22 protein-coding genes are annotated in these 24,894 nt (G+C 71.3%); 6 read left to right on the top strand and 16 right to left on the bottom strand.

Annotation, left to right across the window (positions count from 1 at the left end; all coding sequences use genetic code 11):
- Positions 1-307: 307 nt before the first annotated feature.
- Complete coding sequence (locus ACSDR0_RS19275; protein WP_435290216.1) at positions 308-2,467, top strand: hypothetical protein; 2,160 nt, start codon at positions 308-310, stop codon at positions 2,465-2,467.
- Between the two features lie 90 nt (positions 2,468-2,557).
- Here ACSDR0_RS19275 and ACSDR0_RS19270 read toward each other — a convergent pair whose 3' ends face one another.
- From ACSDR0_RS19270 to ACSDR0_RS19255, 4 genes are all read right to left on the bottom strand, one after another.
- Positions 2,558-3,262: a class I SAM-dependent methyltransferase gene (locus ACSDR0_RS19270; RefSeq protein ID WP_435290215.1), complete on the bottom strand. Its 705-nt coding sequence runs from the start codon at positions 3,260-3,262 to the stop codon at positions 2,558-2,560.
- 125 nt (positions 3,263-3,387) lie between these two features.
- Entirely contained in the window at positions 3,388-4,365 is a 978-nt protein-coding gene (gene rfbB / locus ACSDR0_RS19265) for a dTDP-glucose 4,6-dehydratase (protein ID WP_435290214.1), read from the bottom strand.
- On the bottom strand, positions 4,362-5,429 hold the full coding sequence (locus ACSDR0_RS19260; protein ID WP_435290213.1) for a glucose-1-phosphate thymidylyltransferase: 1,068 nt from the start codon (positions 5,427-5,429) through the stop codon (positions 4,362-4,364). Before ACSDR0_RS19260 ends, rfbB begins: the two co-directional genes overlap by 4 nt.
- Positions 5,430-5,552: 123 nt before the next feature.
- Positions 5,553-6,026, bottom strand: a complete 474-nt coding sequence (locus ACSDR0_RS19255) for a GtrA family protein (RefSeq protein WP_435290212.1) — start codon at positions 6,024-6,026, stop codon at positions 5,553-5,555.
- Positions 6,027-6,102: 76 nt separating this feature from the next.
- On the opposite strand from ACSDR0_RS19255, the gene ACSDR0_RS19250 reads away from it, so the two are divergent.
- Entirely contained in the window at positions 6,103-7,110 is a 1,008-nt protein-coding gene (locus tag ACSDR0_RS19250; RefSeq protein ID WP_435290211.1) for a glycosyltransferase family 2 protein, read from the top strand.
- Here ACSDR0_RS19250 and ACSDR0_RS19245 read toward each other — a convergent pair.
- Positions 7,061-7,912 (bottom strand): GNAT family N-acetyltransferase, encoded by an 852-nt coding sequence (locus ACSDR0_RS19245; RefSeq protein ID WP_435290210.1) that lies wholly within the window; start codon positions 7,910-7,912, stop codon positions 7,061-7,063. The genes ACSDR0_RS19250 and ACSDR0_RS19245 overlap by 50 nt on opposite strands.
- Complete coding sequence (rffA, locus tag ACSDR0_RS19240; protein ID WP_435290209.1) at positions 7,894-9,138, bottom strand: dTDP-4-amino-4,6-dideoxygalactose transaminase; 1,245 nt, start codon at positions 9,136-9,138, stop codon at positions 7,894-7,896. The genes ACSDR0_RS19245 and rffA overlap by 19 nt, the downstream gene beginning before the upstream one ends.
- A 363-nt stretch (positions 9,139-9,501) precedes the next feature.
- Here rffA and ACSDR0_RS19235 point away from each other — a divergent pair, with 363 nt between their 5' ends.
- Positions 9,502-10,770, top strand: coding sequence for a nucleotide sugar dehydrogenase (locus tag ACSDR0_RS19235; protein WP_435290208.1), 1,269 nt, complete (start codon positions 9,502-9,504; stop codon positions 10,768-10,770).
- 126 nt (positions 10,771-10,896) lie between these two features.
- On the opposite strand, the gene ACSDR0_RS19230 is transcribed toward ACSDR0_RS19235, so the two are convergent.
- Positions 10,897-11,223: a carboxymuconolactone decarboxylase family protein gene (locus tag ACSDR0_RS19230; protein ID WP_435290207.1), complete on the bottom strand. Its 327-nt coding sequence runs from the start codon at positions 11,221-11,223 to the stop codon at positions 10,897-10,899.
- A 238-nt stretch (positions 11,224-11,461) separates the two neighbouring features.
- Between ACSDR0_RS19230 and ACSDR0_RS19225 the strand changes: the two genes are divergently transcribed.
- The 3 genes from ACSDR0_RS19225 to ACSDR0_RS19215 all read left to right on the top strand — a co-directional run bounded on the left by ACSDR0_RS19225 (position 11,462) and on the right by ACSDR0_RS19215 (position 19,581).
- Positions 11,462-14,773: a BTAD domain-containing putative transcriptional regulator gene (locus tag ACSDR0_RS19225; protein ID WP_435290206.1), complete on the top strand. Its 3,312-nt coding sequence runs from the start codon at positions 11,462-11,464 to the stop codon at positions 14,771-14,773.
- A 319-nt stretch (positions 14,774-15,092) separates the two neighbouring features.
- A complete protein-coding gene (locus ACSDR0_RS19220) occupies positions 15,093-16,637 on the top strand; it encodes an MFS transporter (RefSeq protein WP_435290205.1) in 1,545 nt (514 codons plus the stop codon).
- A gap of 280 nt (positions 16,638-16,917) precedes the next feature.
- Entirely contained in the window at positions 16,918-19,581 is a 2,664-nt protein-coding gene (locus ACSDR0_RS19215) for a glycoside hydrolase family 3 N-terminal domain-containing protein (RefSeq protein WP_435290204.1), read from the top strand.
- Positions 19,582-19,689: 108 nt separating this feature from the next.
- Here ACSDR0_RS19215 and ACSDR0_RS19210 read toward each other — a convergent pair whose 3' ends face one another.
- From ACSDR0_RS19210 to ACSDR0_RS19170, 9 genes are read right to left on the bottom strand one after another with little or no spacing between them, the layout of a single operon-like run.
- Positions 19,690-20,124, bottom strand: a complete 435-nt coding sequence (locus ACSDR0_RS19210) for a gas vesicle protein K (RefSeq protein WP_435290203.1) — start codon at positions 20,122-20,124, stop codon at positions 19,690-19,692.
- Positions 20,121-20,396 (bottom strand): gas vesicle protein, encoded by a 276-nt coding sequence (locus ACSDR0_RS19205; protein WP_435290202.1) that lies wholly within the window; start codon positions 20,394-20,396, stop codon positions 20,121-20,123. The genes ACSDR0_RS19210 and ACSDR0_RS19205 overlap by 4 nt, the downstream gene beginning before the upstream one ends.
- Positions 20,386-21,180: a GvpL/GvpF family gas vesicle protein gene (locus ACSDR0_RS19200; RefSeq protein WP_435290201.1), complete on the bottom strand. Its 795-nt coding sequence runs from the start codon at positions 21,178-21,180 to the stop codon at positions 20,386-20,388. The genes ACSDR0_RS19205 and ACSDR0_RS19200 overlap by 11 nt, the downstream gene beginning before the upstream one ends.
- Positions 21,173-21,601, bottom strand: coding sequence for a gas vesicle protein (locus ACSDR0_RS19195; protein ID WP_435290200.1), 429 nt, complete (start codon positions 21,599-21,601; stop codon positions 21,173-21,175). The genes ACSDR0_RS19200 and ACSDR0_RS19195 overlap by 8 nt, the downstream gene beginning before the upstream one ends.
- A 1-nt stretch (position 21,602) precedes the next feature.
- On the bottom strand, positions 21,603-22,049 hold the full coding sequence (gene gvpO, locus ACSDR0_RS19190; RefSeq protein WP_435290199.1) for a gas vesicle protein GvpO: 447 nt from the start codon (positions 22,047-22,049) through the stop codon (positions 21,603-21,605).
- Positions 22,050-22,094: 45 nt separating this feature from the next.
- Positions 22,095-22,316: a gas vesicle protein GvpG gene (locus ACSDR0_RS19185; protein ID WP_435290198.1), complete on the bottom strand. Its 222-nt coding sequence runs from the start codon at positions 22,314-22,316 to the stop codon at positions 22,095-22,097.
- A gap of 55 nt (positions 22,317-22,371) precedes the next feature.
- A complete protein-coding gene (locus tag ACSDR0_RS19180) occupies positions 22,372-23,250 on the bottom strand; it encodes a GvpL/GvpF family gas vesicle protein (RefSeq protein WP_435290197.1) in 879 nt (292 codons plus the stop codon).
- Position 23,251: 1 nt separating this feature from the next.
- Complete coding sequence (gene gvpJ, locus ACSDR0_RS19175) at positions 23,252-23,692, bottom strand: gas vesicle protein GvpJ (protein WP_435290196.1); 441 nt, start codon at positions 23,690-23,692, stop codon at positions 23,252-23,254.
- A gap of 36 nt (positions 23,693-23,728) precedes the next feature.
- Positions 23,729-24,892, bottom strand: coding sequence for an SRPBCC family protein (locus ACSDR0_RS19170; protein ID WP_435290195.1), 1,164 nt, complete (start codon positions 24,890-24,892; stop codon positions 23,729-23,731).
- Between the last annotated feature and the right edge of the window lie 2 nt (positions 24,893-24,894).

The following is a 24,894-nucleotide window of genomic DNA, read 5'->3' as shown; positions in this document are numbered from 1 at the left end:
AGCCGTCGCCCCCGGCTCGCACAAAAGATCGGCAAGAATCGATGGGGGCACGGTGTCTCGATCCTTCCGGTGAGTTCCAGCCGACAGGCTTGCGCTCATGAGCACAACGTCGCCCTTTCGGGGAAACAGGACGAACCCGCCCGCATCTGAGAGAGCCGTTCGATCGGACGGCCCCACGAGCGGCGGGGGAAACCTCGGCCTGGGCCGGGGACGGCCGAGCCTGTCGTTGTCGAGATGGCTTCCCGCGGCCTCCGCGGGGGTTTTCACGATCGCCGTGCTGGGTTCCCACGGTGTTTCGGGTTTGGACATGACGCTGTTCGGGGTTTACATCACGCTCGGTGTCACTCTTCCCGGGCTGCTGCTGCTCCGGTCCCTGTACCGGGACGCGTGCACGCCGGCGGAGGAGATCGCCCTCGCGACCGCGCTGGGCCTCGCCGTCGAGGTTTTCGCCTATATCGGCGCCCGTGCAGTGGGCGTGCCGCTGCTCGTGCTGGTGTGGCCGATCGGCACCTACCTGCTCTTCCTGGCCGTCCCCCGGCTGCGCCGGCACTGGAGGGCCTCGCCCCGCCGGGAGCGTGCGCCGCTGTGGTGGTCGTGGTCCGTCGCGGCGATCTTCGCGTTGCTGGTCGCCTGGAGTGCTCTGGCGTTCTTCCGAACCCAGGCCCTCGCCTGGCCGGCGCTGGCCGAGTCGAGGGTGGACATGCCGTTTCATCTGGCCCTGATCGGCGAGCTGAGGCATCACATGCCTCCCACGGTGCCCATGGTCGCCGGCGAACCGCTCTTCTACCACTGGTTCGTCTACGCGCACCTGGCCGCGGTGAGCTGGGTGACCGGGGTGGAGCCGCTGGTCCTGCTGCTCCGCCTGAGCGCGCTGCCCATGCTGGCCGCCTTCGTCGTCCTGGTGGGAATGACCGGCCGGCGCGTGACGGGCTCGTGGGCGGGCGCCCTGCTGTCCATCGGCGGTACGGTCTTCGTCGCGGCGCCGAGCCTCTACCTCGGTTCGAACGGGGCGTTTACCTGGGGAGGCATACAGGACACCGCGTGGCCGAGCCCCACCCAAACGTTCGGGGCCCTGCTGTTCGCTCCCGTCGTCCTCCTCCTCGTCGATCTTCTGGAGCGCCGTCGGCGCGATGTCGGCCGATGGCTCCTGCTGGGGATCTTTCTCATCGCCGTCATGGGGGCGAAGGCGACCTACCTGCCCATGCTTATCGCCGGGCTCGCGGCGGTGGCTGCGGTCCAGGCGGTCAGGAGACGCCAGTCGATCCGGACCACGCTGATCGCCCTGGTGATGGCCACGGCCTGCCTGCTCTATGCCCAGTTCGTACTGTTCGGCAAGGTGCGGCAGGGAACGATCGTCGACGTTCTCGGGTTCATGCGGGTGACGTGGGCGGAGCTGACCTCACGGGGAGGAGCGGAGGATCTCGCACCGGCCTCCGTGCTCGGCTTCACCGCGCTGTACCTGTTGTGCTGGGCCATCGCCTGGTGCGGAGCCCTCGGCCTGCTCTGCCGGTGGCGGTTGCTCTTGCGTCCCGCGGTGGTCCTCATGCTGGGCATAGGCGCGGCGGGCCTTGGCGCGGCACTCCTGCTCGGACACCCCGCCCTGAGCCAGCTCTACTTCCTGCGAGGGTCCTACCCCTACCCGGTGATCGTCGCGGTCCACGGGCTCCTCGTCATCCGGAGGCGGGCCCGGCTCTCGCTCAGGGCGGCCGCGTGCGCGGCCGGTGTCGGGGCGGTCGCCGCGTACCTCATCCCTCTCGCCTGCGGCGTCACGGTCCCCCTCGGCCCGGATCAAGCAGAGATCGCCCTCTACGGGCCGTACGCCGCTCTCTTGCTCATCGTGCTCCTGGTCTCCGCCGGGCTGCTCCTGGCGGGCTGGCGCAGGCTCCGCGTCCTCGCCCTGGTGACATTCATGCTGGCGGCCGTCGGCCTGCCCGCGGCGGCGCACGCGCGGGTGCTCGCGTTCCTGCACAGCGGTTCGTTCGCCTATGGTGCGGCGAAGGGCAGCCCACACCGTGCGGTGGCCGAGGTGATCCCCGAGGGAGCACTGGCCGCGGCGCGCTGGTTGCGCGCCCACTCCGGACCGGACGACCTGGTCGCCACGAATGTGCACTGCCTCTGGGGGCAGGAGAACCCGTGTGACAGCCGCCAGTTCTGGGTGTCCGCGCTAACCGAACGCCGCGTTCTTGTCGAGGGGTGGATGTACACTGCGAAGAACCTGGCCCGCTGGCGTCCGGGTGCCCCGGAACACCTCGGATTTTGGGATGAGGAGCGGCTCCAGCGGAACGACACGGCCTTCCGGGCGCCCTCCGCGGAGGTGATGCGGCTCCTGCGGGAGCGATACGGTGTGCGCTGGCTCTTCGTCGACGAGCGTCGGACGGGCCCCGGCTCCAGGATCGGCGACTTCGCGACGTTCCGGTTCCGTTCCGGTGACTACGCCCTCTATCAGGTGCCCGGCGCCTCGGCGTGATGTGCCGTCGTCGTGACGGCGAGCGTCCGCCTCGGCAAGCGACTCGCCCTCGGACGCAATGCGACGGGCTCCCTTCCCGGTCGCCGGAGGTCAGGGACGGTGTGTCCGTGCGACGAGGGAGACCCCGGGCAGGGACCTGATGGGCAGATACCTCTCGGCCACGATCACGGCGGTCAGGGCCGTGTTCACCAGGCGCGACGTCTCGGTGACGTCCGAGCCGGAGATGCGCCTCCTGCGCAGGGCGACGACCGGCCGCAGCAGGACGTTCCAGCTCCACAGGCGGTCGACGACCAGGCCCGCGCCGGTCAGCAGACCCTCCAGCCCCTCCCGCGTGTACCGGCGGACGTGACCGGAGGCCACGTCGTGCGCCGACCACAACGCCATGTCGCAGGGGACCGTGATCAGCGCCGTTCCCCCGGGCCGGAGCACGCGTACCAGCTCGCCGGCCGCCCTGTCGTCCTCCTCGATGTGCTCCAGCACGTCGAACGCCGTGACGAGGTCGAACTCCCCGTCCGGCAGGGGCAGCTCCCGCGCGTCGGCGTGGATCGCCCGCAGGCCGCGCTCCCTGGCGAGCTCCACCGCGGTCTGCGAGTAGTCCGCGACCAGGGAGTCCCATCCGTGCCCGACGAGCACGCGCGTATTGCCGCCCCCGGCCGCGCCGACGTCGAGAGCCCTGCCGGGCGGGCCGAGCCGGCGCAGCTCGCGGAGCTCGCGGGCGAGGAGGGCACGCCGCTCGCGATACCACCAGTGGCGGTCCTCCACTTCGACGGTGCGGTGAATCTCCGTGGCCTCCATGCGTCCTCCCAGACGTGTGCCTCGATGTCCGAGCGTCCTACCCCGCGAACGGGACCGTTTCCGTGGTCGGTCGGCGGGTCGTCCCGTCCGTGCGCGTCCTCGCGCGGAAGGGACGCCTCCCGTGGTCAGGGCGCGGGCCGCGCCGCCGCCCGCCACCAGCTCTCGTGGTCGCGGTACCAGCGCACGACGCGCTCCAGCCCGTCGTCGAAGCCCACCCGGGGCTCGTACCCGATCGCCCGGATCTTGCGGCTGTCCACCGAGTAGCGCCGGTCGTGCCCCAGCCTGTCCGGGACGGTCTCCACCATCTCCCAGCCCACGCCGAAGGCCGCCAGCAGCCGCTCGGTGAGTTCCCGGTTGGTCAGCTCGGTCCCGCCGCCGATGTTGTAGACCTCGCCGGGTCGGCCCTTGTCCAGCACGAGCTGGATGCCCCCGCAGTGGTCGTCGACGTGCAGCCATTCGCGGACGTGCCCGCCGTCCCCGTACAGGGGGACGCGGCGCCCGTCGATCAGGTTGGTGACGAAGAGCGGGATGATCTTCTCGGGGTGCTGGTACGGGCCGTAGTTGTTGGTGCAGCGGGTGATCCGCACGTCGAGCCCGTAGGTCTGGTGGTAGGCCCGGCACAGCAGGTCGGCCCCGGCCTTGGCCGCCGAGTAGGGCGAGTTGGGCAGCAGCGGCCACGACTCGTCCCACGAGCCCGCCGCGATGGACCCGTACACCTCGTCCGTCGACACCTGCACGACCGTGCGCACCCCGGCCTCGAGCGCCGCCTGGAGCATGCACTGCGTGCCGTGCACGTTGGTGACGACGAAGTCCCCCGGGCCGGTGATCGAGCGGTCGACGTGCGTCTCGGCGGCGAAGTTCACGACGACGTCCTGGCCGGGCATCAGGTCGGCGAGGAGCCGGGCGTCGGTGATGTCGCCCCTGACGAAGGCGTGCCGGGGATGATCGGCGACCGGGCCGAGGTTCGCGGTGTTGCCCGCGTAGGTGAGCTTGTCCAGCACCGTCACGCGGGCGTCCTCGTATCCGGGGTAGAGTCCGGACAGCAGCGACCGCACGTAGTGGGAGCCGATGAACCCGGCGCCGCCGGCGACCAGGATCCTCATGCGCGCACCTGCACCCTGCTGTGGTCGCCGATCATGAGCTGATGCGTGTTGGGCAGTCCCACGGCCCTCGTCACCTCCACGTTCCGGCCGATCAGAGAGTATGTGAGCCCCGAGACGCCCCTGATGGTGGAGTCCCCGAGGACGATGCTGTACTCCACTCCGGCCTCCTCCAGCACGCATCCCTCGCCGATCGAGGTGTAGGGGCCGATGTAGGAGCCGTCGATCCTGGTGCCGGCGCCGATGATGGCCGGGCCCCGGATCACCGACCGCTCGACGGTCGTGCCCGGCCCGATGTCGACGCGCCCGGTGATCTCGGAGTGCGTGTCCACCGTCCCCCTGACGTCCGGTTCGAGCGCCTCCAGGACCATGCGGTTGCACTCCAGCATGTCCTGCAGCCGCCCGGTGTCCCGCCAGTAGCCGGTGACGAGGTGCGAGTGCACCCGGTGGCCGTTGCCGATGAGCCAGGTGATCGCGTCGGTGATCTCCAGCTCGCCACGGGCGGAGGGCATGATCGACCGGACCGCCTCGTGGATGGCGGGGGAGAAGGTGTAGACGCCGACGATCGCGAGGTCGCTGCGCGGGTTTCGCGGCTTCTCCTCAAGCCCGGTGATCTCCCCGTCGGGTCCCAGCTCGGCGACCCCGTAGAACTGGGGCTCGGCGACCTTCGTGAGCAGGATCTGCGCGTCGTGATCGGCCTCGCGGAAGGCGTTCACCAGGTCGGCGATGCCGCCCAGCAGGAAGTTGTCGCCCAGGTACATCACGAACGGCTCGTCGGCCAGGAACTCGCGGGCGATCAGCACGCAGTGGGCCAGGCCGAGCGGGGCCTCCTGCCGTATGTAGGTGACGTCGAGACCGAATCTCGAACCGTCGCCGACGGCCGCCCGGACCTCGGGGCCCGTGTCGCCGATGACGACGCCGACACTCGTGATCCCCGCGTCCCTGATCGCCTCCAGTCCGTAGTAGAGCACCGGTTTGTTGGCGACGGGGACGAGCTGTTTCGCGGACGTGTGGGTGAGCGGGCGCAGCCTCGTCCCCTTTCCGCCCGCCAGAACAAGTGCCTTCATCGCTCTTGGATCCCTCCACGAGGAACGCGTGGCCACGGCGGCCGGTCATCCGTTGAAAGCTATGGGGATATCCGGCCGGAGGCCGTTCGCCGTCATCGCTTTTGCGGAGAAAGAGGGAAGGCGTTACCGGGCCTGGACGTTCGCGCGTTCCCGGAACGTCCAGGCCCGGTGTATCGCGTAGCTGACCGTCGGGCTGACGACCAGCAGGAGCGCCTGGGCCGCCATAACGGGGAGGTGGAACAGCTCCACCAGCACCGGGAGCCCGACGAGCGAGGTCGCGAGGAATCCGAGCCCGACCGCGTAGAAGCGCAGGTATCCGGCGAGCCACGACCAGCCGTGCGCCCGGAAGACCACCAGCCTGTACCAGGGATAGACGATCACCACGGTCGTCAGATGGGCCGCCATGGCGAGGAGAAGGTACGGGACCGCATCGTTGGCGGCGAGCAATCCCAGCCCCAGGAGAGAGCAATAGAGCAGGGCCGTCGTGGCGCTCGCTATCAGGTATGTGATGCGCTGTCCCCCAAGAGCGGGGATAAAACCTCGCCGCCGGTCATGTGGATGCTTTCCATGATTAGTCCGATTTTTAACGTGCGCCATGTCCGGCCTTTTGTGGAATGTGTCGCGCGATGATCAGCTGGATTTTATCCTGCTGCGAGAAATAACCGGAGGATCGATGTCCGTGTCGGTGGTTGTTCCGTGTTACCGCTCCGCGCGGACCCTTCCGGTGCTGGTGACCAGGCTCATGGCGGTCCTCCGCGAGCTGTCCGTCCCCCACGAGGTGATCCTCGTCGTCGACGGGAGCCCGGACGACACCTGGAGGACGGCCGCCGAGCTCGCGCGGCGCGTCGACGGCGTGCGCGCCCTGCACCTGTCCCGCAACTACGGCCAGCACAACGCGCTCGTCGCCGGGATCAGGGAGGCGGAGTTCGAGGTCGTCGTCACCATGGACGACGACCTGCAGCACCCGCCGGAGCAGATCCCCCTCCTGCTGGCCGCCCTGGAGGGCGACCGCCTCGACCTCGTGTACGGCGTCCCGCGCCGCGAGGAGCACGGTCTGGTCCGCAGCCTCGCCTCCCGGTCGGTCAAGACCGCGATGGCCAGCGGGCTGGGCATCCGCTCCGCGCGGACGATCAGCGCCTTCCGCGCCTTCCGTACGCGCCTGCGCGACGGCTTCCAGGGACTGTCCGGCCCGCACGCCTCCGTCGACGTGGCCCTGTCATGGGTGACCACCCGGGTGGGATCGGTCCGGGTGGATATGAACGAGCGCGACCACGGGCGCTCCAACTACACGCCGGTCCTGTTGCTGCGGCACGCGACGAACATGCTCCTCGGCTACAGCACGGCCCCGCTCCGCGCGGCCAGCTACCTCGGGTTCCTGATCGGTGTCGTCGGCCTCCTGCTGGGCGGCGCCGTCTTGTGGGACTTCGCCACCGGCGACACCACGGTGGCCGGGTTCACCACCATCGCGTCGATGATCGCGATCTTCTCGTCCGCCCAGCTGATGGCCGTCGGCGTGCTCGGCGAGTACGTCGGGCGCGTCCACGGCAACGGCATGGGGCGGCCGACCTACGTCGTGTGCGAGCGGGTCGGGTCCTCGGCCCCCTCGGGCGTTCCCCGGCAGCCGGGCGGCGCTACCGTCGCCGTCCACGCAGCAGCCGGCTCCGGACCAGGTGAACGGTGAGGAAGGTGAGGGCCGGTTCGAACCCGTACCTCGCCCACGCCCGCTGCACCCCGGTGTTGTGTCCCTGGGTGGAGATGACGACCTCCCTCGCGCCCCGGGCCAGGGCGCGTCCCTCCACCGCCGCCAGCAGGTGGGCGTACAGGCCGCGTCCCCAGGCCCGGGAGACCACACCGGCGAGCAGGATCTCCGTCCGCTCGTCGTCGTCCGCGAGAGTGGCCAGCGCGAGAATCCCGTCCCGGGCCGCGGCGGGGTGACGATCGCCCGCCGGGGGCGCGGCTGACGGGAGCCGTTCCGCGGGCGCGGCGGGCGGGGTCCACTCCCGCAGCGCCACGCATCGTCCCTCCGAGGCCGACCGCAGCGCCCACTCCCGGTAGCCCGCCAGCGCCTCGGCGCCGTCGAACAGCGGGTTGGCCAGGTAGTGGTTCCGGTAGGCGGCGAAGATGTCGGAGACCGACTCGCGTACCGCCGCCGGGGTGACCCGGTCCGTCGGCTGGAGGTCCCCCGGCGGTTCCGGCGCGCGCCCGCGTCCCGCGCGCAGGCGCCAGTACGTCAGCGAGTCCGCGAACACGGCGGTGCGGCCGAGCGCGGTCAGCTCGGCGAACCAGCCGACGTGCTCGGCCGGGTAGCGGAGCACGATGACGTCCGCCCGCGACCCCAGGACGGCCTCGCGGACCGCGGGAAACGGGGATCCGGAGCCCGCGGGGACGGTGAGACGCTCCACCGGACGGCCGAACCTGGCCGACTCGAGCGGGGACTCCGCGATGCGCGGGACCCCGCCGCCCATCACCTCCCGCCAGGACATCGGCTCACCTCGTGGCTCAGGACGGCGTCGATCACGCGCGTCACGCCGGTCGCGCCCAGATCGGCGAAGAGCGGCAGCCGCACCAGGCGGTCGGCGACGCTCTCGGTGACCGGGCAGCCGTCCGGGGCCACCCGGCCGTACCGCAGGCCGGCGGGGGCGGTGTGCAGGGGCTGGTAGTGGAACGTCGCCTGCACGCCCCGGTCGCCGAGGTGGGCGAGGAGGGCCCGGCGGCTCTCCAGGTCCGGGAGCAGCAGGTAGTACAGGTGCGCGGGGTGCGCGCACCCGTCGGGGACCGTCGGCAGGGAGACCCCGTTCGCGGCCGCCCACCCGGCCAGGCCCTCGTGGTAGCTCCGCCAGACGGCGAGGCGCCGGGCCTGGGTCTCGGTGAACGACTCCAGCTGGGAGGTGAGCTGCGAGGCGAGGATGTCCGACAGCAGGTAGCTGGAGCCGATGTCGACCCACCGGTACTTGTCCACCTGGCCGCGGAAGAAGCGGCTGCGATCGGTGCCCTTCTCCCTGATGACCTCGGCGCGCGCCATCAGGGCGGCGTCGTTGAGCAGCAGCGCGCCGCCCTCCCCGCACTGCACGTTCTTGGTCTCGTGGAAGCTCTGCGCGGCCAGGCTGCCGAACGCCCCCAGCGGACGCCCCCGGTAGGAGCCGCCCAGGCCGTGGGCGTTGTCCTCGATGAGGGGGAGGTCGTGGCGGTCGCAGATCTCGCCGATCTCCTCCATCGCGCACGCGACCCCGGCGTAGTGGACGACCACCACGGCCCGCGTGCGGTCGGTGATCGCGGCCTCGATCAGCCGCTCGTCCATGTTGAGGGTGTCGGGCCTGCAGTCGACGAAGACCGGTATCGCCCCGCGCAGGGCGTAGGCGTTGGCCGTCGAGACGAAGGTGAACGACGGCATGATCACCTCGTCGCCCGGCCGGAGGTCGAGCAGGATCGCCGACATCTCCAGGGCGTGCGTGCAGGAGGTGGTCAGCAGGACCTGCCTGGCCCCGGTTATCTCCTTCAGTAGCTCGGCCGCCCGCCTGGTGAACGGCCCGTCTCCGGAGGTGGACCCCCGGCGTACGGCCTCCGCGAGGTAGTCGAGCTCGTTCGCGGACAGGTGCGTCCGGTTGAAGGGGATCCTCGCCGGGGCATCCGCGGCGGTGCTGGGGGAAACCGGGGGCGGGGGTGGGGCGGGATCGCGGGGAAGGACGCGAGGACGCGCGCCGCCCGCCATCAATCGATCCTCTTTTTTGATTCAGCGTCGAGGCCGTACGTCGAATGCACGGGTGAATGTTACTGATGATTGTTACCGCTCGCGCGGACCGACATGCGGGCGATAGGGTCTCTTTCGTCGGCCGTTGGGCGGGATTTTCCGGCCGCGCCGAGCTGGGAAGATGATTTCCCAGCCAGAAAGGAGAGATATTTGGACCCTTTATTGGAAATGGTGCCGAATATCCCTTGGATGATGCCGGACTCGGCACCGTGCAGAGAGGACGGGTCGCGACACGCCCGGATTGTTGCCGAATCGGCCTGGCGATAGTACCTGCTTCTAAAGTCGAGTCGTATTCTCTTTTTCCGAGGTGGCGGAGGTCCTGCCGTGGGAGAGAAACTCGTTGTGGTCGGCCAGGGGTATGTCGGCCTGCCTCTCGCGATGCGGGCCGTCGCGGCGGGGTTCGACGTGGTGGGCGTCGACGTCGACCGCCGCAGGGTCAAGCGGCTCAACGCCGCCGAGTCCTACGTCGAGGACGTGGGTGACGAGCTGCTGTCCCTGGCCCACCGGTCCGGCCGATACCTGGCCAGCGTCGACTACGCCGCCGCCGAGGGGTTCGACGTCTGCGTGATAACCGTGCCGACGCCGTTGCGCGAGGGCGTTCCCGACCTGCGCCACATCGGCGCGGCGGGGGAGTCGCTCGCCCCACTGCTGCGGCGGGGCGTCACGGTGGTTCTGGAGTCCACCACCTATCCGGGGACCACCGAGGAGTATCTGCTGCCGCTGCTGGAGGAGGGCTCAGGGCTGCGGGCGCCGCAGGACTTCCATCTGGGCTACAGTCCCGAGCGAATCGACCCGGGCAACGCGCGCTGGCGCCTGGAGAACACGCCGAAGGTCGTCTCCGGGATCGACGGGGCGTCCCTGCAGAGGGTCGAGGCGTTCTACGCGAGGATAGTGGACGAGGTGGTCCCGGTCTCCTCGCCGCAGGTGGCCGAACTGTGCAAGCTCCTGGAGAACACCTTCAGACACGTCAACATCGCCCTGGTGAACGAGCTGTCGATCTTCGCGCAACAGCTCGGCATCGACGTCTGGGAGGCCATCGACGCCGCCTCCACCAAGCCGTTCGGCTACATGCGCTTCACCCCCGGTCCCGGCGTCGGCGGGCACTGCCTGCCGATCGACCCGTCGTACCTGTCGTGGAAGGTCAAGCGCAGCCTGGGGCACAACTTCCGGTTCGTGGAGCTGGCCAACGACATCAACGCCCACATGCCGGAGCACGTCGTGCACCGGGTCGGTCTCGCGCTGAACCGGCTGCGCAAGCCGGTCAACGGCAGCCGGGTGCTCGCGCTCGGCCTCGCGTACAAGAAGAACGCCGGAGATTGTCGCGAGTCACCCGCGATCGACGTTGTCAGGGGCCTCCGCAAGCTGGGCGCGGACGTACGGGCCGCCGACCCGCACGTCGACTGTTTCCTGCTGCCGTGGGGCGTCGAGGGCGTCGAGATCGTCGCGTTCTCGGAGCGGGAACTGGCGGCGGCGGACGCGGTGGTGGTCCTCACCGACCACGACTGCTTCGACTACGAGCTCGTCCAGAAGGCGAGCGCCCTCGTCTTCGACACCCGCGACCGCTGCCGGGGGGCCAACGTCGAGAGGCTGTGACCTCACGCCGCGGGTGGCCGGCCGGTTCCGCCGGGACGCTCCGCGCCGTGCGGCCGCGACCAGGAGACGGTCGCGGCCTCGGGAGACGGGAGGTCAGCCGGTTCCGCCGGGAGCCCCCACCGGGGGTCAGGACCTCATGACGCGGGCGATCAGCTCCTCGACCTGGCCGTTGAGCCTGGCGCCCCGGGGCCATCCGGCGTAGTGGGTGAGGAAGACGACGATCTCCCGGAGCTCGTCGGGGGTGAGGTCGCCGGTCCGCAGCGCCGCGTCCAGCTGGACGCCGACGTCCTCGTCCATGCCCTGGCCGACGAGCAGGCCGACCAGCAGCATGCGCCGGTCGCGGTTGGAGATGCCCTCCCTGGACCACACCTCGGCGAACAGGTGCTCGACGGTCGTCCCGAAGAGGTCGCCGGGCTCGTTCTCGCCCTGGTCCCAGCCGTAGACCTGTTTCATCGAACACCTCCGTGTGGAGCCCCCCGGCAGCCGTTCCCCGGCGAGAGCGGCCAGTGCGATCCCTACCCCGCCTGCTCCGCCCCTTCCGGCACCAGAGAAAGATCTTTTTTCCCTAAAGTCACGACATATAGATATATGTCGTATCAGAGATCATCCGGCGTTACACGCGCGGACCCCGATCGGCGAGGGGCGGCGAATGGCGGACGGCGGGTGGGCGGTGAGCCACGATAATCGAGACATGCGGTTCGACATCCTCGGCCCCACACGGATCCGGCTCCACGGCGGGCGCGTGGTCGTCGTGGGCGGCCAGGGGATGCGCGCGCTGCTTGTGATGCTCCTCCTCGACGCGGGCAGGGTCGTGACCGTCGAGCGGCTGATCGGCGGCCTGTACGGCGACGACCCGCCCGCGAGCGCCGCCAACGCCCTGCAGTCCCAGGTCTCGCGGTTGCGCAGGGCGCTCGGCGCCCAGGAGGCGATCGAGTTTCACCCGGCGGGATACCGGCTCGTGGCCGGTGCCGACGCCGTCGACGCCCACCGCTTCGAACGGCTCGCCGCCGAAGGCCGCCGGGCCCTGGCCTCCGGCGAGCACGGCCGGGCCGTCGAGCTGCTGGGCGAGGCGCTCTCCCTGTGGCGCGGGCCCGCCCTCGCCGACGTGGGGGAGGCGCCGTTCGCCCGGGCGCCCTCCGCCAGGCTGGACAGGCTCAGGCTCGACTGCGTGGAGGACCGCGTCCAGGCGGAGCTGGAGCTCGGCCGCCACCGCGAGCTGGTCGCCGAGTTACAGGAGCTGACCGCCGCCCACCCCTTCAGGGAGCGGCTGTACGGGCAGCTGATGCGCGCCCTGTACGGCTCGGGCAGGCAGGCCGAGGCCCTGGAGGTGTACGAGGGGGCCAGGCGGATCCTCGGTGAGGAGTTCGGCGTGGACCCGTCGGCCGAGCTGGCCGCCGTGCACCTGGCGGTGCTCAGGGCCGACCCCGCCCTCACCGGCGCCCCCGCCGGCGGTGCCGTGGGTGGTGTCGCGGGCGGTGCCGGTCCCGTCAGGTCGGGCCTGTGGGCCCCGCTGACCAGTTTCGTCGGCAGGGAGGACGAGACGTCCAGGCTCCGCGCGCTGCTCGGCGAGGCGAGACTGGTCACCCTGGTCGGTCCCGGCGGCGCGGGCAAGACCCGGCTGGCCGGAGAGGTCGCCGCGGGGGAGCGGGGCGAGGTGTGCTTCGTGGAGCTGGCCCCCGTCCTCGATGAAGGGGAGGCGGCCCAGGCCGTGCTCGGCGCGCTGGGTGTCCGCGACGCAGGCCTGCTTCCCGGCCGCCCGATGCCCACCCCCCTGGCCAGGCTGGTCGCGGTGCTGGCCGACCGTCCCGTGCTGGTCGTCCTGGACAACTGCGAGCACCTGGTCGCGGAGGTCGCCGAGCTCGCCGACCGCCTGCTCGCCGCCTGCCCCGGACTGCGCGTCCTGGCCACCAGCAGGGAGGCGCTCGGTATCACCGGGGAGGTGCTCCACCCGGTCGCGCCGCTGCCGGTGCCGAGGCCGGGCACCGCCGCGGGAGAGGCCCTGGACTACCCGGCCGTGCGGCTCTTCGCCGACAGGGCGGCGGCCGTGCGTCCCGGTTTCCGCGTCGACGACGCCAACGTCGAGCAGGTGCTGGGCATCTGCCGCGCCCTCGACGGCCTGCCGCTCGCGCTGGAACTGGCCGCGGCGCGCCTGCGCTCCCTGCCGGTGGCCGAGGTGGCCTCCCGGCTGGACGACCGGTTCCGGCTGCTGTCGCGCGGCAGCCGCACCGCGCTGCCCCGGCACCAGACGCTGCGCGCCGTGGTCGCCTGGAGCTGGGACCTGCTCGACGACGACGAGCGGTCGCTGGCCGGGCGGCTGACCGTCTTCGTGGGCGGCGCGACGCTGGAGGCGGCCGGGCGGGTGTGCGGGCTGCGGGAGGACGAGGCCGTCGACCTGCTGAGTTCCCTGACGGAGAAGTCGCTCGTCGAGCGGGTGGGCGGGCGCTACCGGATGCTGGAGACCATCCGCGCGTACTGCGCCGAACGGCTGGCCGAGACCGGCGAGACCGAGGCGCGCCGCGAGGCGCACGCCTCGTACTACGCGGACCTGGCGGCCACGGCGGACTCCCGCCTGCGCGACGGCGGGCAGCTGGAGTGGCTGCGGCGGCTGGACGAGGAGCGCGACGACCTGCACGCCGCGCTGCGCTGGGCCGTCGACACCGGCAGGACCCGGCAGGGATTGCGCCTGCTCGCCGGGCTCGCCATGTACTGGTGGCTGCGGGGTCGCCGCTCGGAGGGCGCGGCCCTGGCCGCCGACCTGCTCGTCGCGATGGGAGCGGTCCCCGCCGAGGGCGCGACCGGGGCCGTTCCGGCCGAAGGGCCGGCCGGGCCCGCGCCGGCACCGGGCGCGATCGGTCCCGCGACGGCCGGGGAGATGACGGGATCCGCTGCGGCGCGGAGCGCGGCCTCGGCCTCGGCGAAGAGCGCGAGGCAGGTCGTTCCGATCGAGGGGATGGAGGAGGAGTACGCCTTGTGCGTGCTCGTGGCCTCCTCCGGCGAGACGCGGTCGCCCTGGCATCTCGCCCTGCTGGAGACGATCGTCCCGATCATCCCGCCGATCGACCTGCCGTACCGGTGGCCGTTCCTGGGCATGCTGTGGCCGATGTTCACCGGCCCGCCCGCCTCCCTGCCCGAACCGTCGTCGGTCCTCGTCATCACCGACTCGTGGTTGCGGGCGCTGTCCTGCTACGGCTACGGCTACTTCTACCTGTACAGCGGCGGCGGGAGCGCCGAGCGCGCCTTCGAGGAGGCGCTGGAGCTGTTCCGGTCCATCGGGGAGCGCTGGGGGAGCGCGCTCACGCTGGCCGAGCTGGCCGGGCTCGCCGACCTGCGGCGGGACAGGGCCGCGTCGCGCGCGCTGGGCGGTGAGGCGCTCCGCCTGGCGGAGGAGCTCGGGTCGGACGAGGACATCGCGGAGCTCGTCTGCCGCGGCGCCGCGGGGACCGTAAGTGAAGGCGACCTCGCGACCGCGCACGCCGAGTATCTCCGCGCGGCCGAGCACGCCCGCCGGGCGGGTGCCCCCGACGTGATGGCCAAGGTCAATCACGGTCTCGCCGAGATCGCCAGGCTCCGCGGGGATCTGGACGAGGCGCTCACCCTCGCCCTCAGGGCCCTGGAGCTGTGCACGCAGGAGTGGTACAGCACCGAGGAGGTCCGGTTGCGCATCATCGTCGAGCTGGGCCGGATCACCGCGTCGCGCGGAGACGGGGCCGGAGCGAGGACCTGGTACCGCAGGGCGTTGGAACCGGCGCTGCTGCGTTCCCCGCCGGTGGCGGGCTCGGCGATCGAGGGGCTGGCGGAGGTCGCGCTGCTGGAGGGCGACGCCGTGGGCGCGGCCAGGCTGCTGGGCGCGGCCACGGCCCTCGGCGGGACGACCTCGGCGGACCCCCGCGCCGCTGTCACGGCGGCCGTCCGCGCCCGGACCGGCGACGCCGTGTACGAGGAGGAGTGGCGCGCGGGAACCCGCATGTCGCGGGGTGAGGTGCTCGCGATGCTCGACACGTGACCCCGCCCGGACTCCCCGGACTTCCCGGGCTCCCCGGACTCCCCGGGCTCCCGGGATGGTCCGTGCCGCCGGGTCGACCGGTCCCGGCGGTGGAGGTCTGGACGGCGCGCGGCCTCGTCACGGCGGCTGTGCGATAACGCGTGGCCTCGTGACGGTGGTCGTGCGGCAACGCGTGGCCTCGTGACAGTGGTCGTGCGGCAACGCGCCGCCGCGTCACGGTGGTCGTGCGACAACCTCGTCCGGCGACGCGTGGCCTCGTCACGGCGGCCGTCAGCGGGCGGTGCGCGGGCCGTCAGCGCCGCCGCTCACGATGGCGGGCATGAACGATCACTCCCCGATCACGGATCGCCGCAGATGGGCGACTCTCGCCGTCGCCTGCCTGGCGGCGCTGCTGCTGTCCGTCGACGTCACCGTCCTGCACCTCGCCCTTCCCCAGCTGGTCGCGGACCTGCGGCCCTCGTCGACCCAGATCCTGTGGATCGGCGACGCGTACGGCTTCGCGCTCGCCGGGCTGCTGATCACGATGGGCAACGTCGGCGACCGGATCGGCCGCAGGCGGCTGCTCCTCATCGGTGCCGCGGCCTTCGGCGTGGCCTCGGCGGTGACCGCCTACGCCCCCACTCCGGAGCTGCTCATCGCCGCCCGCGTGCTGCTCGGCGTGGCGGGCGCCACGATCATGCCCTCGACGCTGTCGATCATCCGCAACGTCTTCACCGACCCGAAGGAGCGGACCACGGCGGTCGGCCTGTGGAGCGGGATGGGCGCGGCCGGGTTCGCCCTGGGGCCGGTCGTCGGCGGCTTGCTGCTCGACCACTTCTGGTGGGGCTCGGTCTTCCTGATCAACCTGCCGGTGATGGCGCTCATCGTGATCGTCGGCCTCGTCGTGCTCCCGGAGTCGCGCAACCCCGCCGCCGGGCGGGTGGACCTCGTGAGCGTGCCGCTGTCCGTGGCCGGCGTGATTGGTGTGATCTACGCTGTAAAGGAGGCTGCCGTGCACGGCCTCGCCGACACCGGTGTCCTGGTGGCGGGGGCCGCCGGAATCGCCGCCCTGGCGCTGTTCGCCCGGCGGCAGACCCGGCTGGCCGAGCCGCTGATCGACGTCCGCCTCTTCGGGCGCCGGGCCTTCACCGCCTCGGTCGGCGCCAACCTCGTCGCCATCTTCGGCATGTCCGCGCTGTCGCTGATCTTCGCCTGGTACTTCCAGCTCGTCCTGGGCTGGTCGCCGCTGCGGGCCGGTCTCGCGGGACTGCCCGGAGGCGTGTCGGCGGCGGTCGGCGGGGTCCTGGCGGCGGGGCTGATCACCCGGTGGGGCAGGGCCAGGGTGGTGGCGCTCGGCCTGGCGATGGCCGCCGCGGGCTTCGCCTGCTACGGCCAGATCGCTCTCGACACCCCCTACCTCTACTTCCTTGCTCCCATGATCGTCTGCGGGGTGGGCATCGGGCTGACGTTCGCCGTCACCAACGACACCGTGCTCGCGAGCGTGCCCAGGGAGCGGGCCGGCGCCGCGGCGGCGATCTCGGAGACCTCCTTCGAGCTGGGCGGCGCGCTGGGCATCGCCGTCCTGGGTAGCGTCCTCACCGGCGTCTACCGGGGCGAGCTCCGGCTCCCGGCGGGGCTGCCCGGCGAGGCGGCCGCGCCCGTCGCCGAGTCGTTGCCCACCGCCCTGGAGGCGGCCGCGGCGCTCCCTGCCCATCTGGGTGAGGCCGTCGCCGAGGCCGCCAGGCTGGCCTTCGTCGCCGGGGTCGAGGTGACCGCGATCACCGCCGCGACGATGATCGCCGTACTCGCGGTGGTCTCGCTCGTCAGCCTGCGCGGCGTCCCCGCCGTGATTCCCGAGGAACTCCTCTCCGAGCCGCGTCGGTGACTCACGCGACGGCGTCGTGCCCTGACCGCCGGCTGTCCGGAACGATCTCGTCACGGGGGCGCCCCGTCTGCTGAGAGCGCTCTCATTCGGATGTCACTCGAAGGGTACGGATCGCAGGATCTGCCTGGTGGGAGCGGATTGCGAGCCGAGAGGGGGGCGTCCAGCCGAGAGAGCGCTCTCGCGAGAGTATTGACTCGGCTGTGTCACAGCGTCAGGATCTGCGAAGTGCGGGCTCGGGGGGCCGCCACGCCCATCGCAGTACCTCAAGAACGGATCGCCGATGATCAGACCCTTCGCCCGACCGGGCGCCCGCCGGAGCGGACTCGCGGTGCTGGCGAGTCTCACCGTCCTGTCGGCGGGTGTCGCCGGGGTTCCGAGCGCGGGCGCCGAGACCGCGGTCGGCGGCCGGCAGCCGGTGATCGGCAAGCCCGCCCTGGACTCCCGTGGCTGCGCCCGCATCGAGAAGAAACTGCCCACCCTCTCCGAGTGGCCCAAGGTCAAGAGCAGGATCGAGCGGGACCGGTCCGACGAGAAGCGGGTGGCGAAGATCCTCGCGGGCATGACGCTCGCCGAGAAGGTCGGCCAGATGACCCAGCCGGAGATCGCCGCGATCACTCCCGCCGAGGTCGGGCAGTACTTCATCGGCTCGGTGCTCAACGGCGGCGGCTCCTGGCCGGGCCGTGACAAGCACGCCACGCAGAAGGCCTGGCTCGACCTCGCCGACGCCTACTGGAACGCCTCCGTCGCCACCCGCGCGAAGATCCCCGTCATCTGGGGCATCGACGCCGTCCACGGCAACAACAACGTCTACGGCACCACGGTCTTCCCCCACAACATCGGGCTGGGCGCCGCCCAGGACCCGTGCCTCGTGCGCGACATCGGGGCGGCGACCGCCCGGCAGATGCGCGCCACCGGCCAGGAGTGGGCGTTCGCGCCCAGCGTCTCCGTCCCCCACGACGACCGGTGGGGCCGCACGTACGAGGGCTTCTCCGAGGACCCGCGGATCACCCGGGCATACGGGTACGAGGCCGTCAAGGGCCTGCAGGGCAGGCACCCGCGCGGCATCGGCCAGGACGGCGTCATCGCCACCGCCAAGCACTTCATCGGTGACGGCGGCACCCTCAAGGGTGTGGACCAGGGCGTCAACCCCTCGTCCGAGGCCGAGATGATCAACGTGCACGGCCAGGGCTACTACGGCGCCCTCGCGGCCGGGGCCCAGAGCGTGATGGTCTCGTTCAACAGCTGGAAGAACGCCGATCTCGGCATCGACGAGGGCAAACTGCACGGCAGCAAGCGCGTCGTCGACGACATCCTCAAGCGGAAGATGGGCTTCGACGGCGTCGTCGTCTCCGACTGGAACGGCATCGGCCAGGTCGCCGGGTGCACCAACGCGAGCTGCCCCCAGGCGATCAACGCGGGCATCGACGTGGTGATGGTGCCCAACGACTGGAAGGCGTTCATCACCAACACGATCGCCCAGGTCGAGAGCGGCGCGATCCCGGTGGCGCGTATCGACGACGCGGTGACGCGCATCCTGCGCGTGAAACTGCGCGCCGGGGTGCTCGACGGCCCCAGGCCCTCCAGACGCGCCTTCGCCGGGTCGGCCGACGCGATGGAGTCGAAGAGGCTCGCCAGGGAGGCCGTGCGCAGGTCGCAGGTCCTGCTCAAGAACAACGGCAGGGTGCTGCCGCTGGCCGCCGACTCCAAGGTCCTGGTGGTCGGCAAGAGCGCCGACAGCCTGCAGAACCAGACCGGCGGGTGGACCCTCACCTGGCAGGGCACCGGCAACGTCAACGCCGACTTCCCCAACGGCACGACGATCCTCGGCGGCCTGCGCGAGACGCTCGGCGAGGCCGACGTCACCTTCAGCGAGACCGGCGACGGAGTCGACCCCTCGGCGTACGACGCGGTCATCGCGGTGATCGGCGAGACGCCCTACGCCGAGGGCGTCGGCGACCTCGCGCGGCGCACGCTGGAGTCCGCCAAGATCTACCCCGCCGACCTCGCGGTGCTCGACAAGGTCACCGGCAAGGGCGCGCCCGTCGTCACCGTCTACGTCAGCGGCCGGCCGCTCTGGGTCAACAAGGAGCTCAACCGCTCCGACGCGTTCGTCGCCGCGTGGCTGCCCGGCACCGAGGGCGGCGGCGTCGCCGACCTGCTCGTCCGGGGTAAGCACCGCGACGGCTTCACCGGCAAGCTGCCGTACTCGTGGCCGAAGAGCGCCTGCCAGAGCCCGCTCAACCCGGGCGCGGAGGGCTACGACCCGCTGTTCCCGCTCGGGTACGGCCTGCGCGACGGCCAGAGCGGGCAGGTCGGGACGCTCGACGAGACCGCGCCCCCGTTCGGCTGCGGCGAGCAGGGCGGTGGCGGCGAGGCGAACGAGGAGCTGGAGATCTTCAACCGGACCGACATCGCGCCCTACAGGAGTTTCATCGGCTCCCCCGAGAACTGGGGCGGCACCGAGATCGGCCCCGACGGCCAGGCCGCGCACGCCGAGATCGGCGTGGTGCAGTCCGACGTCAACGTGCAGCAGGACGGCCTGAAGGCGACCTGGACCGGCACCGGTCCCGCCCAGATCTACATGCAGAACCCGGCGGGCGGTACGGACCTGCGGGGCTACCTCAACGCGAAGGGGGCGCTGGTCTTCGACACGATCGTGCACCAGGCCCCGGCCGCCAGGACCGTGCTCAGCGTCCACTGCGTCTACCCGTGTTTCTCCGAGGTGGTGGCGACCTCCCTCTTCCAGGGGCTGCCGGTCGGGACCAGGTCGACGGTCAAGATCCCCATCGCCTGCTTCGCCGCGGGCGGCCTCGACCTGGAGGTGGTCAACACCCCGTTCCTGGTCTACACCGAGGGGACCTTCTCCGCCTCGTTCGCCAACGTCCGCTGGGTGCCGCAGGCGGCCGACGATCCCGACGCGAAGAAGTGCGAGGACCTGACCTGACGACCTGAGGACGACGTGAAGGGCCGGAGGGGGCTCGCCTCCTTTGGCCCTTCACGTTTCCGGTCCCTCGCGCGTCCGGCCGGTCGGCGGGGGCTCCCGCGGCGGGTGTCAGTCGGTGGGCAGGAGGGTTCCGAGCGGCCCAAGGTCGAGGTTGAGATCGGACGGCGAGAGCCCGAAGTGCTCGCACAGCTCGGTCATGGCCTCCTCGAGGCGCATCAGCGTCATGCCCAGCACCTCCACCTGCTCGTCCGACAGGTCTCCCTGGTCCATCCGGCGCACGCACTGGCGTTCCACCAGCTGCCGTATCAGCTCGACGAGGGTGAGCACGAGGCGGGTCAGGTCCCGTTCGACGGCCTCCGGGTCGGTGTTCACCCGCCACCGGACGCCCCGCGCCGGTCCTCGCGCGTTCCCGGCCGTGCCCGCGGGCATGGTCCGCGTGACCTTGAACCTCCTCGCGGCGGGACGGAGCCGCTCCCGGGTGACACGAGGGTCCTCCGTGCCGCGGGAGTCTTGCGCGCGAAGGTCGCCGGGGAGGCGGTTCACGGCGGGCTCCCCTCCTCGGAGGTCCGGAGGAGCGTGACCGCGCCGGGCGGGTGGGCGGACGGGATCGGGTCGGAGGCCCGTACGGAGGTGATCAGGGCGCGCAGGGAGATGCGGACGAGGTCGATGTCGGCGATGGACAGCACGAGGTCCCCGGTCACGACCACCCCGCCGGTCAGCAGCCGGTCGAGCAGGTCCACGAGTGCCACGCGCTCGGGGGGAATGCGCCCCTGGGCGGCGAGCTCGGCGCCTCGCGGGTGGTGGTCACGGGTCATCGAGTGCCTCCGCGCGGGTCGGGCCGAGGTCTATCGAGGTGAAGGAGTACGGCGCCCAGGGGCCGGTGAGCTGCATCTCGATGCCCTGGCCGCGCAGCGAGTCGACGGCCGCGGTGAACTCCTCGCGGCGGTCCTCGTCGACGAGGTAGGCGCCGTTGAGCAGCATCACCTCCTCGCGGCCCGACAGTTGCGGGTCCTGCGGCCGATGGCGGTGGCCGGCGACCGAGACGGACACCAGGGCGGCGTGGATGTCCTCGGCACGCCGCGCCGCCAGGCGCCAGGCGTCCTCCCGGCTGCGCAGGCTCGCCCGGCGGCGCTTCAGGTACGCCGTTCCCGGGCTGTCGGTCTCCGCGGGGGCCTCCTCGGCGGGAGGAGCGCCCGTGCCCGGTTCGGCGTACGCCTTCACACCCCACTCCCTGCATCCGCTGACGTGGGCGAGCACCTCGGTGAAGTCGTCATGTCTGCGCCGGAGCAGGTCGCGGACCTGGTCCTCGGTGCTGTAGACCGTCACCAGCCGGACCGGGGCCGTGGGAGCCTCCTCCGCCACGGCCTCCACGACACGGTTGTGGGCGCGGGCCGTCCCGCCGACCCAGTCCAGGTCCTCCAGGGAACGCCGCAGCGGCTCCTCGCCGAACTCCTCCAGGGGCACCGGGCTCACGTACGCGACCAGGTTCTCGTGCGTGATCGCGCGCACCGGCGCCCCGGCCACGCCCACCATCTGATCCGGGAGTGCGCGGCCCACGTTCTGGGCGATCGCGTAGAGGTACGTGCCCGCCTCAGCCATCGCGTTCCTCCCTGAACCTCGCGGCCCTTCCCGGCTCCCGGACGTCGTCGGACGAACGGGTGCGCTCGCCCCTGCCGAGGGAACGGCGCCGGGTGCCCTCGCCTTCCATGACGGCCAGCCGGTCGCGGAGGACGCGGTTCTCTTCGACCAGGTCGCGGTCCCCGGAGGTGAGCCACGGATCGTGTTCCCACCAGTCGATCCCCAGCTCCCGCGCCGTGTCGACCGAGGCGATGAGCAGGCGCAGCTTGATGGTGAGCAGCTCGATGTCCAGCAGGTTCACCCGGATGTCGCCCACGATCACCACACCCCTGTCGAGCACCCGCTCCAGGATGTCGGCGAGGTTGGCGGACTCCCGCCCGCCGGGCGTCCCCCCGCCGTAGGACCGGGGGAAGGCCCCGCCGGGTCGCGTCACGTCGGCCACGTCAGCCCGCCTCGCCGCCGTCCGTCCGGCCGCGCCTGTAGCGCTTTGCCCTGCGGTACGACAACAGGTCGCCGGCGGAGTCCATCTCGATCTGGTAGAGCGACAGCATGTCGCCCGACGAGGGGATGTGACGGTCCTCGACGACCTCGACCTCGACCAGCCAGCCGTCCTCGGTCCGTCGCACCAGCGTCACCCCCTCCGTGTCCTTCGAGGTCAGGCCGGTGATGTGCCGCAACCCGGCCGCTCCGGCGGTCGTCGCCGACAGGGCGGGGGAACGCCGCCCCGGCCGTCGCGGCTCCTTCGCGGGCTCGTCCTCGTCCAGGTCCTCCTCGTCGAGGTCCTCGTAGGGCTCCTCCTCGTCCTCGTTCTCGTCGAAGGCCTCGTCGCCGGCGGTCCGGTAGGAATCGTCGGCGGGGCGTTCCTCACGGGTTCTGCGCCTGACAGGCACGAGATCACTCCCCTCGTCGTCTCCACACTGGCGCGGCCGTACCGGCTAATCGATCATGTCTGCGAGAATCCGCTCCGCCGCCGCGGCCTCCTCCTCCTCGGAGATCTCGCCGGAGGCCCTGGCCTCCGCCAGTTCCTCCAGGCGGCGCCTGACCGCCGCGGGACCCCGCAGTTCCTGCTCGGCCTGTTCCTGAAGCAGCTCCGCGAGCCGGATCAGCCCGCGCAGCGGCGCGAGCGGCAGGCCGAGGATCAGCCCCAGCGGTTCCACGACCGATCACCTCCCCCTACGTCCATCTACGTCCATCTACGTCTCTCTACGTTCTCTACGTCATGACGAAGTCGTACGGTGCCAGCGGACCGAGCAGGCGCAGCTCGACACGGCCGGCCCACCGGGTCCTGAACTCGTCCAGGACCTCCTCGATCTCCGGTTGCCGGTCGGTGTCCGCGAGCAGGGCCACGTGGGCGGCGTCCTGCTCGTGGGTGGGCTCGCGCACGACGATGGAGACGCAGAGCGGGTCGAAGGCGTCGACCAGCGCGCCGGTGTCGGCCTCGCGCTTGGCCGCGATCGACGTGTTGACCAGTTCTCCGAGCCGCATCCTGGCATCCCACGTCGCCTCCTCGGGGCGTCCGCGGATCGCGTCGCGCAGCCGCGCGATCTCCGGGGCCTCGTCGAGCACCTCCCGCAGGACGGTCTGTTCGACGTAGCGTCCCTTCGCGACGTACTCCGCACGTCCCTCCAGCTCGTTCAGCGTGGCGAGGAACTCGTCGTGGTGGGGGGCGAGCAGTTCGTCGACGACCGCCCGGGTGTCCGTCACCACCGCCCCGAAACGCAGGGGAAGGACGGGCACCTCCGCGGCGGTGGCGTCCAGCAGCCGCTCGTGGGCCACGAGGTCGTCCGGCCTGCCGAGGGGGCGGTTGGTGGAGACGTCGCTCACCAGGGCGGCGATCTCTCCCTGGCGCACCAGCTCGACCGCGTTCGGTGGATCTCCCACCCCCCGGGTGCCCGGGGTCAGCTCGACGTCGGCCGGAATGATCCCGTACACGTAGGTGCCGGTCACGCGCCCGGAGGCGCCGGGTTCTCCGGATCGGGCCGCGGCCCGATCGGCGCGACCGGTGTCGTGCCGTCCGGCCGTCCTGGGGGCGTCGGCCCTGGGGCGTCTGCCGGACTGGACCGTCCCGCGCTTTTCGCTGGAACCGCGCATCTCACTCCTCCCTGCGCCGTCTGCGGCGGGGCGCCCGCTCGCGCTCCTCGCCGATCTCCGCGAACTCGTCCTCGACGGCCTCGCCGGTCGTCAGGCCGCGGATCTTCTCCTCCGCCGCGTCCAGCAGTCCGTGCGTCGCACCCTTGACCTTCGCTTTGCCGCCGCTCTCCGTCATGCCCTCCATCAGCTCCGGCAGCCCCTTCTGGGTGCCGGTCTGGGTGAGGTCGAGGCGGTTGACGGCCTCGGCGAAGCGCAGGTAGGTGTCGACACTGGCCACCACGACGCGCGCGTCGACCGTAAGCACCTCGATCCCGACCAGGGAGACCCTGACGTAGGCGTCGATCACGAGTCCCTTGTCGAGGATCGTGTCGATGACGTCGGCCAGCCCCGATGAGGACCCGTGGCCGCTCACCCCGCCACCCGAAGGTTGAACGATGGTCATGGCTTCTCCTCCCTGGTGTCCCCATGACCTCTCCGGTCACGTACGACTGGCCGCCCTGCGGCGGGCGGGGCGCCTGGGCGGCTCCTCCGCACTCTCGGGGGCGGCGGACTCGCGACGCTGCGATGGGCGCCTGAGCGGCTTCTCCTCCTCGGGCTCTTCCTCTTCTTCTTCTTTCTCCTCCTCCTCCTCGTCGGCTGCGCGTTCCTCCTCGGGCTCCTCCTCTTCTTCTTCCTCTTCCTCCTCCTCGGGTTCCTCTTCCTCTTCGAGCTCCCCTTCTTCCTCCTCGGGTTCCTCGGGCTCCGCGGCCTCGCCGGTCTCGGCCCTCTCCTCCTCGGGGCCCTTCTCGGCCTTTTCCCTTTCCTCCTCCTCGCGGAGTGCCGTCTCGTGGTCCTTGACGACCTCGCTGTCGCGGATCTCGCCGCGCCACCCCTCCAGATCCTCGGGATGCAGGAGCACCCGGCTCATGACGTGCCGCCGGAAGTGCTTGAGTTCGAGGCGCGCGCGCCTGCCCTGGGCACGCCATATATTGCCGGTGCGCTCAAAGAGGCCCCGCGGGTAGTACTCCAGGACGAGCAGGACCCGTGTGAGGTCGGGAGCGATCTCGTGGAAGGTCACGGCGCCGTCGACGTGGCCCTTCTGTCCCTTCGAGCGCCAGATGATCCGCCGGTCCGGCAGCTGTTCGAGGATCGTCGACTCCCAGGTCCGGTGAGACAGGAAGATCTGCGCCTTCCACTCGAGTTTCTCGTCGGACGTCTGGTCGACGCCCTCGACCTTCTTCATGAAGCTCGGGAAGTCGCCGAACTGGGTCCACTGGTCGTAGACGACACGTACGGGGGCGCCGATGTCGATCGTCTCGATGATGTTGATCATCTTCAGCTTGCCGCTCTGGCCGCCTTTGCCGCCTCCCGTGAACTTCTTGGCCAGGCCGCTGAGCGCCATCTTGCCCAGCCCCTTCACCATGCCTCCGGCGATCGCCGCCTTGGGATGCTTGGAGCCGGTCAGCGCGCTGATCAGACCGGACCCGCCGCCTCCGGCGTAGTCGGTCAGCCGGCTGGTCACGCCTTCGACCTTTCCGCTCACCGACGACAGGGCCCGCTCCCCGAGGGCCCCCATGAGGTTGTGGAACTCCTGGTTGAGCCGGTTGGTGGGCGGCTCCTTGCCGCTCTCACGGTCGGGATGCTTCTTCGAGGTCTCGGCCATCG

This window comes from Streptosporangium sp. G11 (assembly GCF_051192615.1).
GTDB lineage: Bacteria > Actinomycetota > Actinomycetes > Streptosporangiales > Streptosporangiaceae > Streptosporangium.
The sequence above is the reverse complement of the archived record's forward strand: the minus strand, read 5'-3'. Positions and strand labels throughout refer to the sequence as shown.

Coding starts and splice junctions, on each gene's coding strand:
- ACSDR0_RS19275 (WP_435290216.1), top strand. CDS start 308: ATGACGCTGTTCGGGGTTTACATCACGCTCGGTGTCACTCTTCCCGGG.
- ACSDR0_RS19270 (WP_435290215.1), bottom strand. CDS start 3,262: ATGGAGGCCACGGAGATTCACCGCACCGTCGAAGTGGAGGACCGCCAC.
- rfbB (WP_435290214.1), bottom strand. CDS start 4,365: ATGAGGATCCTGGTCGCCGGCGGCGCCGGGTTCATCGGCTCCCACTAC.
- ACSDR0_RS19260 (WP_435290213.1), bottom strand. CDS start 5,429: ATGAAGGCACTTGTTCTGGCGGGCGGAAAGGGGACGAGGCTGCGCCCG.
- ACSDR0_RS19255 (WP_435290212.1), bottom strand. CDS start 6,026: ATGGCGCACGTTAAAAATCGGACTAATCATGGAAAGCATCCACATGAC.
- ACSDR0_RS19250 (WP_435290211.1), top strand. CDS start 6,103: ATGTCCGTGTCGGTGGTTGTTCCGTGTTACCGCTCCGCGCGGACCCTT.
- ACSDR0_RS19245 (WP_435290210.1), bottom strand. CDS start 7,912: ATGTCCTGGCGGGAGGTGATGGGCGGCGGGGTCCCGCGCATCGCGGAG.
- rffA (WP_435290209.1), bottom strand. CDS start 9,138: ATGGCGGGCGGCGCGCGTCCTCGCGTCCTTCCCCGCGATCCCGCCCCA.
- ACSDR0_RS19230 (WP_435290207.1), bottom strand. CDS start 11,223: ATGAAACAGGTCTACGGCTGGGACCAGGGCGAGAACGAGCCCGGCGAC.
- ACSDR0_RS19225 (WP_435290206.1), top strand. CDS start 11,462: ATGCGGTTCGACATCCTCGGCCCCACACGGATCCGGCTCCACGGCGGG.
- ACSDR0_RS19220 (WP_435290205.1), top strand. CDS start 15,093: ATGAACGATCACTCCCCGATCACGGATCGCCGCAGATGGGCGACTCTC.
- ACSDR0_RS19215 (WP_435290204.1), top strand. CDS start 16,918: ATGATCAGACCCTTCGCCCGACCGGGCGCCCGCCGGAGCGGACTCGCG.
- ACSDR0_RS19205 (WP_435290202.1), bottom strand. CDS start 20,396: ATGACCCGTGACCACCACCCGCGAGGCGCCGAGCTCGCCGCCCAGGGG.
- ACSDR0_RS19200 (WP_435290201.1), bottom strand. CDS start 21,180: ATGGCTGAGGCGGGCACGTACCTCTACGCGATCGCCCAGAACGTGGGC.
- ACSDR0_RS19180 (WP_435290197.1), bottom strand. CDS start 23,250: ATGCGCGGTTCCAGCGAAAAGCGCGGGACGGTCCAGTCCGGCAGACGC.
- gvpJ (WP_435290196.1), bottom strand. CDS start 23,692: ATGACCATCGTTCAACCTTCGGGTGGCGGGGTGAGCGGCCACGGGTCC.
- ACSDR0_RS19170 (WP_435290195.1), bottom strand. CDS start 24,892: ATGGCCGAGACCTCGAAGAAGCATCCCGACCGTGAGAGCGGCAAGGAG.